This window comes from Methylorubrum salsuginis (assembly GCF_900114375.1).
Taxonomy (GTDB): domain Bacteria; phylum Pseudomonadota; class Alphaproteobacteria; order Rhizobiales; family Beijerinckiaceae; genus Methylobacterium; species Methylobacterium salsuginis.
The window spans coordinates 111,761-120,080 of sequence record NZ_FOSV01000016.1 but is presented as its reverse complement, the minus strand read 5'-3'; the positions used below and the strand labels follow the sequence as shown (position 1 = coordinate 120,080).

At 69.5% G+C, this 8,320-nt stretch carries 8 protein-coding genes; 2 read left to right on the top strand and 6 right to left on the bottom strand.

Annotated features, from left to right (window positions below; translation table 11 throughout):
* The coding region (locus tag BM140_RS17905; RefSeq protein ID WP_280142600.1) for a flagellin at positions 1-225 on the top strand (225 nt) is incomplete at its 5' end.
* 106 nt (positions 226-331) lie between these two features.
* Here the strand turns inward: BM140_RS17905 and BM140_RS17900 are convergent.
* Positions 332-1,012: a response regulator transcription factor gene (locus BM140_RS17900; protein ID WP_091949476.1), complete on the bottom strand. Its 681-nt coding sequence runs from the start codon at positions 1,010-1,012 to the stop codon at positions 332-334.
* A gap of 376 nt (positions 1,013-1,388) precedes the next feature.
* On the opposite strand from BM140_RS17900, the gene BM140_RS17895 reads away from it, so the two are divergent.
* The gene (locus BM140_RS17895; RefSeq protein ID WP_091949473.1) at positions 1,389-2,663 is read left to right on the top strand and encodes an aspartate aminotransferase type Ic; all 1,275 of its coding nucleotides are present in this window, start codon (positions 1,389-1,391) and stop codon (positions 2,661-2,663) included.
* Positions 2,664-2,710: 47 nt separating this feature from the next.
* Here BM140_RS17895 and BM140_RS17890 read toward each other — a convergent pair whose 3' ends face one another.
* The 5 genes from BM140_RS17890 to BM140_RS17870 are packed head-to-tail and all read right to left on the bottom strand — an operon-like array spanning position 2,711 to position 8,284.
* Positions 2,711-3,832 carry an ATP-dependent DNA helicase gene (locus tag BM140_RS17890; RefSeq protein ID WP_091949470.1) on the bottom strand — a complete coding sequence of 374 codons (1,122 nt, stop codon included), beginning with the start codon at positions 3,830-3,832 and terminating at the stop codon, positions 2,711-2,713.
* A gap of 13 nt (positions 3,833-3,845) precedes the next feature.
* Positions 3,846-4,769 (bottom strand): oxygen-dependent coproporphyrinogen oxidase, encoded by a 924-nt coding sequence (hemF, locus tag BM140_RS17885; protein WP_091949467.1) that lies wholly within the window; start codon positions 4,767-4,769, stop codon positions 3,846-3,848.
* A gap of 33 nt (positions 4,770-4,802) precedes the next feature.
* Positions 4,803-6,509, bottom strand: a complete 1,707-nt coding sequence (locus BM140_RS17880) for a flotillin family protein (RefSeq protein WP_091949464.1) — start codon at positions 6,507-6,509, stop codon at positions 4,803-4,805.
* 30 nt (positions 6,510-6,539) lie between these two features.
* Positions 6,540-7,175, bottom strand: coding sequence for an OB-fold-containig protein (locus tag BM140_RS17875; protein ID WP_280142599.1), 636 nt, complete (start codon positions 7,173-7,175; stop codon positions 6,540-6,542).
* On the bottom strand, positions 7,172-8,284 hold the full coding sequence (locus BM140_RS17870) for a PspA/IM30 family protein (RefSeq protein WP_244535477.1): 1,113 nt from the start codon (positions 8,282-8,284) through the stop codon (positions 7,172-7,174). The genes BM140_RS17875 and BM140_RS17870 overlap by 4 nt, the downstream gene beginning before the upstream one ends.
* Positions 8,285-8,320 lie beyond the last annotated feature (36 nt).

Below are 8,320 nucleotides of genomic sequence, written 5' to 3'. Positions count from 1 at the left end.
GCCGGCACCAAGCTCGGCGCCAACAAGACCCAGATCGACGGCCAGAAGACCTTCGTCGACACGCTGATGAAGGCCAACGACCGCACCATCGGCATCCTGGTCGATGCCGACATCGAGGAAGAGTCGACTAAGCTGAAGGCGCTCCAGACGCAGCAGCAGCTCGCCGTCCAAGCCCTGTCGATCGCCAACTCGTCGAGCCAGAACGTCCTGTCGCTGTTCCGCTAAGACGCCGCGCCCCGGCCGCCCCGTCGGCCGGGATCGTCCTGAACGAAAGAAGGGCCGCACCCGGCACGGGCGCGGCCCTTCTCGCGTTGGCGCGAAGTCGTTCGATTCAGCCGACGAAGGTGTAGCCGGCCATGCGCTTGGCCTCGATCGGATCGTAGCCGAGCCGCATGCGCAGCTTCTTGCGCAGCTTGCTGATATGGCCCTCGACCACGCTCTCCTCGCAATCGGTGTCGAGGTCCCCGTAGACGGCCGTGAAGATCTGCCCCTTGGTGACCTGACGGCCGCGGTTCTTGGCGAGATATTCGAGGATGTGGCGCTCGCGCCGGGGCAGGATCAGGCTCTGGCCGTCGATCTCGGGATCGCGCCCGTCGGCGTAGACGGCGAGCCGGCCCTCGCGGTCGGGGGAGGGGGCCTTCTCGACGCCGCGGTTCATCCGGCGGCGGATCGCGCTCGCCCGGGCGATGATCTCGCGCACATGGACGGGCTTGCGCACCACGTCGTCGATGCCGGCGGTGAACAGGGCCAGCGTCTGATCGAGCGAGCGGGTCTCGTTGAGCGCGATGATCGGCGCCTGGGTCTGGGCCCGGATCGCGACGGTGCAGGAGGCACGGTCCTGGCAATCGCCGATCAGGAAGCCCTCGATCGCCTCGACGTCCTGGCGCGGGGCCGAACCGAGCCAGATCTGCATCGACTCGGCGGTGACGAAGCGTGCGGAGGCGCCCTCCGCACCGAAGCCCGCGACATACTGGTCGGCTACCGACTGACGCTCATCGACGACGATGTACACCTTACGATCTCCGGAAGATGGCGCGATCCGGCGATCGGCGCGAAGCAATATCGCGCCGGGTCGGTTCGTTACTGTGGTTATCGGGTGGTTCTATGCCGGTGGACTGAGCGAGGATGAGGTCCCGTTACTTGAAGCAGGCCGTTCCGCGCTTCGTCTCGTGCATCATTTGTGTGGGCTTAGCTTTTTGGCCAGAATGGTTAATGACCGGTTAAGCTCACCGTTAAGCGTTAGGGGATCGGTATCATCACGGGAACGTGAGTGGTTTTCAGGCCACAGTGTTGCGCGCAACCGAATCTGCTGCGCCGCACCATTCCGCTTGACCGAAACGGCGCGAAGGGGTGGAAGAGGGGCGATTTTATCGAGCGGGAAGAAGCCGATGCCGTCCCTGTCCACCCTGTCGCCCGAGCAGCGGGCGGATCTGCGCACCACCCTGCGCGAGGAGTACGAAGCCCTGAAGGCGCAGGGGCTGAAGCTCGACATGACCCGCGGCAAGCCGGCCTCGGAGCAGCTCGACCTCGCCGCCGAGATGCTGGCCCTGCCGGGCAATCGCGACACCACCGCCGAGGACGGCACCGACGCGCGCAATTACGGCAACCTCCAGGGACTGCCCGAGACCCGCGCCCTGTTCGCCCCGGTGCTCGGCGCGCCGGCCGACCAGATCGTGGTCGCCAACAATTCCAGCCTCGCGCTGATGCACGACGTGCTGGTCTACGCTCTGCTCAAGGGCGTGCCCGGCGGCGAGAAGCCCTGGAGCAAGCAGGAGCCGATCACGATCCTCTGCCCGGTGCCGGGCTACGACCGCCATTTCGCCCTGTGCGAGGGTTTTGGGATTCGCATGATCCCGATCCCCATGACCGGCGAGGGTCCGGATATGGACGCGGTGGAGAAGGCGGTCGCGGACCCCGCCGTGAAGGGCATCTGGTGCGTGCCGCAATACTCGAACCCGAGCGGCGAGACCTATTCGGCCGAGACCGTCCGGCGCTTGGCCTCGATGAACCCCGCTGCGCCCGACTTCCGCATCCTGTGGGACAACGCCTACACGGTGCATCACCTCGCGGATGAGCGGCCCGCGCTCGCCAACATCCTCGAGGCCTGCGCCGAGGCCGGGAATGCCGACCGGCCGATCATCTTCGCCTCGACCTCGAAGGTGACGCTGGCCGGCGCCGGCCTCGCGCTGCTCGCCGCCTCGCCGACGAATGTGAAATGGTACCTCGCCCAGGCCGGGCGCCGCAGCATCGGACCGGATAAGCTCAACCAGCTGCGCCACGTCCGCTTCCTGCGCGACGCGGCCGGAATCGCCGCCCATATGGAGCGCCACCGCGCCCTGATCGGCCCCAAATTCAATGCTGTGGAGGAGGCCTTCGCCGCCCGCCTCGACGGCTGGGAGGTGGCAAGCTGGAGCCGGCCGCTCGGAGGCTACTTCATCACCCTCGACGTCACCGACGGCACGGCGGGCGAGGTGGTGCGCCTTGCCGGCGAGGCCGGCATCGCGCTCACGCCGGCCGGCGCGACCCATCCCTACGGCAAGGATCCGCACGACCGGACGCTGCGCATCGCTCCGACCTTCCCGAGCCTCGGCGCCGTCCGCAAGGCGGCCGAGGCGGTGGCGCTCTGCACGCTGCTGGCGGCGGTGGAGAAGACTGCCGGGTGAGGCTTACTCAACCCTCCCCCTCCGCGGGGGAGGGAAACGGCGGCGCGTTACACCACCACCGTGATCGCCTGCGCCGCCCGCGTCAGCCCGGTATAGAGCCACCGCGCCCGGTGCTCGCGGAAGGCGTAGGATTCATCGAACAGCACCACCTTGTCCCATTGCGACCCCTGCGCCTTGTGGACGGTGAGCGCGTAGCCGTAGGTGAACTCGTCGGTCTCGCGCTTGAGGTAGAGCGGGATCTCCTCCTCCGAGCCCTCGATCACCTGCCGCAGCACCTTGATGTCCACCGCGCGGCGACGCACCGCCGGGTCGTCCTCCGGCACCACGTCGAGGCGGATCGTGTCGGGGCGCGGCGCCGCGCGCAAAGCCTGCACCGTCCAGGTCGAGCCGTTGAGCAGGCCCTTGGTGCGGTCGTTCCTGAGGCAGACCAGCTTCTCGCCGACCGACGGCATCGGGTCGGTGTGGCCGGCGAGTTCCCGCAGGCGGTTGTTGTAGAGCCGCCGCGTCTTGTTGAGGCCGACCAGGACCTGATCGCAATCGAGCACCTGGGTGGGGTCGATGTCGCGACGGCGGATCACCCGGCTCTCGCCGTACTCGCCGACCTCCAGCCGCCCGCCCTCGCGGATCGTCATCGCCATGCGGACGATCGGGTCGTCGGCGGCCTGGCGGTGGACTTCCGTGAGCATCACGTCGGGCTCGGCTTCGGTGAAGAAGCCGCCGCCGCGCACCGGGGGCAACTGCGCCGGATCGCCCAGCACCAGCACCGGCTTGTCGAAGGACAGAAGATCGTTACCCAAGTCCGAATCGACCATCGAGCACTCGTCGATGACGATGAGGTCCGCCTTGGCTGCGGGGCCGGAGCGGTTGAGGGTGAAGGTCGGCCCGCCCTCGTCGCCGTCCTTGGTGCGGTAGATCATCGAGTGGATCGTCGCGGCGTCGTGGCAGCCCTTCTGGCGCATGACGGAGGCCGCCTTGCCGGTGAAGGCGCCGAAGGCGACCGAGCCGTCCACGTCGTCGGCGATGCGGCGCGCCAGCGTGGTCTTGCCGGTGCCGGCATAGCCGAACAGGCGAAACACCTGGGAGCCGCCGTCGCGGCGCCATTCGGCGATGGCCTTGAGCGCGGCGTCCTGCTGGGGGGCAAAGCGCGTGGGAAGCGAGGTCTCGGCCATCAGGGACTGAATGCTACGGCCAGCGCACAGTCGGGGGCAGCGAGGACAGGATCGAGGCGACGTTGCCACCGGTCTTGAGGCCGAAGATGGTGCCGCGGTCGTAGAGCAGGTTGAACTCGACGTAGCGGCCCCGCCGCACCTGCTGCTCCAGCCGGTCCTCCTCGGTCCAGGCCGTGGCGAGGTTGCGCCAGACGATCTCGGGGTAGGCCTTCAGGAACGCCTCGCCCACGTCGCGGGTGAAGGCGAGGTCGGCCTTCGGGTCGCCGGTCCAGTGATAGTCGTAAAAGATGCCGCCGATGCCGCGGGGCTCGTTGCGGTGCTTGAGGTGGAAGTATTCGTCGCACCACGCCTTGTACTTTTCGTAATTTGCGGCCGGCGCGTGCGCGTCGCAGGCCTCTTGAAGACATGCGTGGAAGTGCTGCGTGTCCGGGTCTTCCTGGGTGCGGCGGCGGTCGAGCACGGGGGTGAGGTCGGCCCCGCCGCCGAACCACGCCTTCGTCGTCACGACGAAGCGGGTGTTCATGTGCACCGTCGGCACGTTCGGGTTCCAGGGGTGGACGATCAGCGAGATGCCGGTGGCGAAGAAGCGCGGGTCCTCGGCCGCGCCCGGCATCTGCGCCCGGAACTCCGGGGCGAACTCGCCGTGCACGGTGGAGATGTGGACGCCGGCCTTCTCGAACACCCGGCCCTTCAGCATCGCCATCACGCCGCCGCCACCCGGCGCGCCGCTATGGTCGGTGCGCTGCCACGGCGTCTTCTCGAACTTTCCGGCCTCCGTCGGCGCGTCCGGGTGGAACGGGCCGGCGGCCTGATCCTCCAGGGTCTCGAGGGCGGTGACGATCTTGTCGCGCAACGTCGCGAACCAGCTCTGCGCCTCGGCCTTCAAGGCGGCGAGGTCGTCCGGGGCGGGCAGGGTCGAGGAAGGCGCGTCGCTCATGGCCTATGGCTTTCCCACCGGTGCGCCGATCCGTCAATTCGGCGAGGCCGGCTGAGCGGTCGCAGCCGTGGTGGGCGGAGCCGCGCCGTCCTTCAGGCCGCCGACCAGGGCGTCGAGAGGGCCGCGCCCCTCGCCGAAGCCCGCCTCCGCCAGGAGCGCGCCGAGGATCGGGCTGTTGTACTGATAGCGCAGGAGATGACCCGACAGGTTGTCGCCGAGGCTCGCTGAGACGGCGCCGGTCCCGGTCCCGCCCATCATGCCGCCCGCGTCGAAAATCTTGATCGAATCGATCTTTTCCACCGCCTTCATACTCTCGCGTAGCGCATCCGGAATGATCGCGAGGCGGCGCAGGCCGGTCTCGTAGGCGCGCGCCTCCGCGGACAGGGCGTTGCGGGCTTGGTTGAGCGCGGTCTCGCGCTCGGCCTCGGCCCGGCCGAGCTTCGCGATGGCCTCGGCCTTCGAGGCGGCGGCGACCGCCTCGGCCTCGGCCAAAGTCGTGATGGCGTTGGCCCGGTCCTCGGCCGCGCGCCGCTCGGCCTCCGCCGTGACGGTGATGCCGGTCGCCTCCCGCTCGGCCTCGCGCTTGGCCGCGATGACGGTGACCTCGCGATCGCGCTCGGCGATTTCCTTGGCCTTGGCGGTCGCGACCCGCTCTTCGGCGGCGACCGCCAGCGCCTCGGCGGCCTTGGCGGCGGCGCGGGCCTCCGATTCCCGCTGCGAACGCTCGGCGATCTTGATCGCGTTGTCCTGCATCAGGAGCTGGCGCTCGCGCTCGGATTCGGCGTTGCGCTGGGCGATGGCGAGATCGGCCTCGATGCGGGCGCTCTCGGAATTCTTGCGCGCCTCCGCCTCGCGCTGCTTCACCGCCTGCTCGCGCTCGATCCGGGCGGTCTCCTCGCTCTGCTGGGCGCGCTGTTCGGCCAGGGCCGTCTCGGCGCGGGTCTCGGCGGTCTTGTTGGCGATGTCGCGCTCCTGGGCCAACTCGGCCTCACGGGTGGCGCGGCGGATCTCCAGCTGCTTGAGCGCGGTCTCGCGGTCCTTCTCGGCGACCGCGACCTCGGCGTCGCGCACGGTGGCGTTGCGCTCCTTGCGGCGCTGCTCGGTGATCTCCTTCAGCCGGGCGAGGCCCTCCGCATCGAACGAGTTGTCCGGGTTGAAATGCTCGATCGAGGTCTGGTCGAGCCGCGTCAGAGAGGCGGATTCAAGTTCGAGGCCGTTGTGGCGCAGATCGCCCGAGACCGCCTCCTGCACGCCCTTCACGAAGGCGGCGCGCTGCTCCTGAAGGTCGGGCAGGGTCATGCCGGCGGCGACGGCGCGCAGGGCATCGACGAACTTCGCCTCGATCAGCTCGCGCAGCGACATGGCGTCGTTGGTGCGGTCACCCAGCGTCTGGGCGGCGAGCGCGATCGAATCCTCCTTCGGCTCGACGCGGACGTAGAATTCCACGGTGATGTCGGCCCGCAGCCGGTCCTTGGTGATGAGCGACTCGTTGCCGGAGCGCTTCACTTCGAGGCGCAGGGTGTTGAGGTTCACCATGGCAATGGAGTGGAACACCGGCAGCAGCACCGCGCCGCCATCGACCACGACCTTGCGGCCGCCGAGGCCGGTGCGGACGAAGGCGGTGTCGCGGGTGGTGCGCCGGTAGAGCCGGCTGAACACGAAGCCGATGCCGAGCAGCGCGACGACGATGATGCCGGCGATGACGAGCAGGTTGATGAGACCGGGGCTGATGGCGTCCATCGGTACGGGCGGTCCTTCGACGGGAGGAAGTTACAGGTCGGCGGGGGCCGGGACGGCGACGAAGACCGCCTCCACCCGATCCACGAGCAGCACCCGCGTGCCGGTCGCCATGGGGCTGGCGTCGGCGGCGGCCCGCGCGCGTAAAAAATGGACGTTGCCGTGGCGGTCGCGCGCCCGGACCTGACCGGGCAGGCCCTGGTCGAGGGGCCCGAGCGTCACCTCAGCGGTCGTGCCGACGAGGTCGTCGGCGGTGACGGCGTAGCTCTCGTCCCGCGGGATGAACCGGGCGACGGCCCGCGTCGTGACGCGCAGGGCCGGCAGCGTCGCGCCCGCCGCGAGCGGGACCGCGACGAGGGCGGGCAGCGGCGCGAGAAGCGCGGCCGCGAGCCCCTGGAGGATCAGGCCGGCGAGCGCGAAGGCGGCGAGCCCGAGGATCACCAGGATCAGGAACGGCACCCGGCCCAGGTTGATCCAGGACAGGAGCGCGGCCGGCGACAGGCCCTCGGCATTCGCCGAATCGAGACCGTCATGCCCGATCGCACCGTCGAGCAGGCCCGAGGCGGATTGCCCAATCAGCACAGACAAGGCCTCGACCAGCACGAGGCCGGTCATCACCAGGGCGGCCAGGGTGAAGGGGAACAGGGCGGGGCCGACCAGCGCGCTCAAGAGGGCCTGCCTTGCTTCAGCGCGGCGAGCCGCTGTTCGATGGCGTGGTCGCGGTGCAGCCGGTCGAGATCCTCGATCGACGGATCGGCCGCCGCCGAGGCCGTGCCGGTGAGCCGATCGACCGCCCGCAGCGAGCGGTCGAGCCGGCCGGCGCGGGCCGCATCCTCGTCGCCGTAACCGGCCAGCGGGTCGGCGGTTTTGGGACTCGGGCGGCGTAGGAGCGTGATCCGGTGCTCGGCGTCGCGGCGCGCGGCGCTCGCCGCCTGCAACGCCTTGGCGGTCGCGGCATGGCGCTCGGCCACCTCACCGAGGCTCGAATCGATCGCCTCGATCTGGCTTTCCAGATCGAGCTGCCGGGCGATGCCGGAGCGGGCCAGATCCTCGCGCCCGCTCTCCAGCGCGACCGAGAGCTTTTCGGGAAGGGCCGTCAGCTCGCCCTGAAGCTGGCCGCGGCGGGCGGTGAGGCGATGCTCCTCGGCCTTGATCCGGCCGAGATCGAGCCGGACATCGTCGATCACGGTGTCGATCTCGCGCAGGGCCTGCTCGGCGACCGCGAGAGGGTTGCGATCCTCCACGGCATCCAGCGCGGCGTTGGAGAGCCCGCCGATGATCCGGCCGACACGGGTGAGGATGGTCTCGGGCATGGGTCGGGCGTCCTCCTTCGGTACGGTCACGGCGACGCCCACCTGGATGGTGAGCGCATCGCCTGCGAGGGTGAGGCGGGCGGGCGAAGCCTCGCGCCAGGGGCCGTCGTATCCCTCGACGCGGTAGGCCATGGTGCGTCGGCCGCTCAGCGTCGTCAGCGCGATCTCGGCAGCGCCTTTCACGGCAAACAGCTTGTCGTCGAGGGGCAGCGAGATGACACTTGCGGGATCGATCCCGGAGGAGAGCTGCGCGAAGTCGCGGATGCCGAGCGTCACGAGGCGGGCCGGCAGCCCGGTCTCGTCGCGCACGCGCTGGTAGCCGCGCTCGATCAGGGCGACGACGTTGGCCCGCAGGCCATGCTCCCGGCGAATCTCGGCCAGCATCGCCAGCATGTGCCTGTAGGCGTCGAGCAAAGCCAGAACTGCGGCGAAATCCTCCGCGCCGGGCAGGAGCCGGTAGGTCAATCGCGACGGGAGCGGTTCGGATCGAGTCACCGCTAG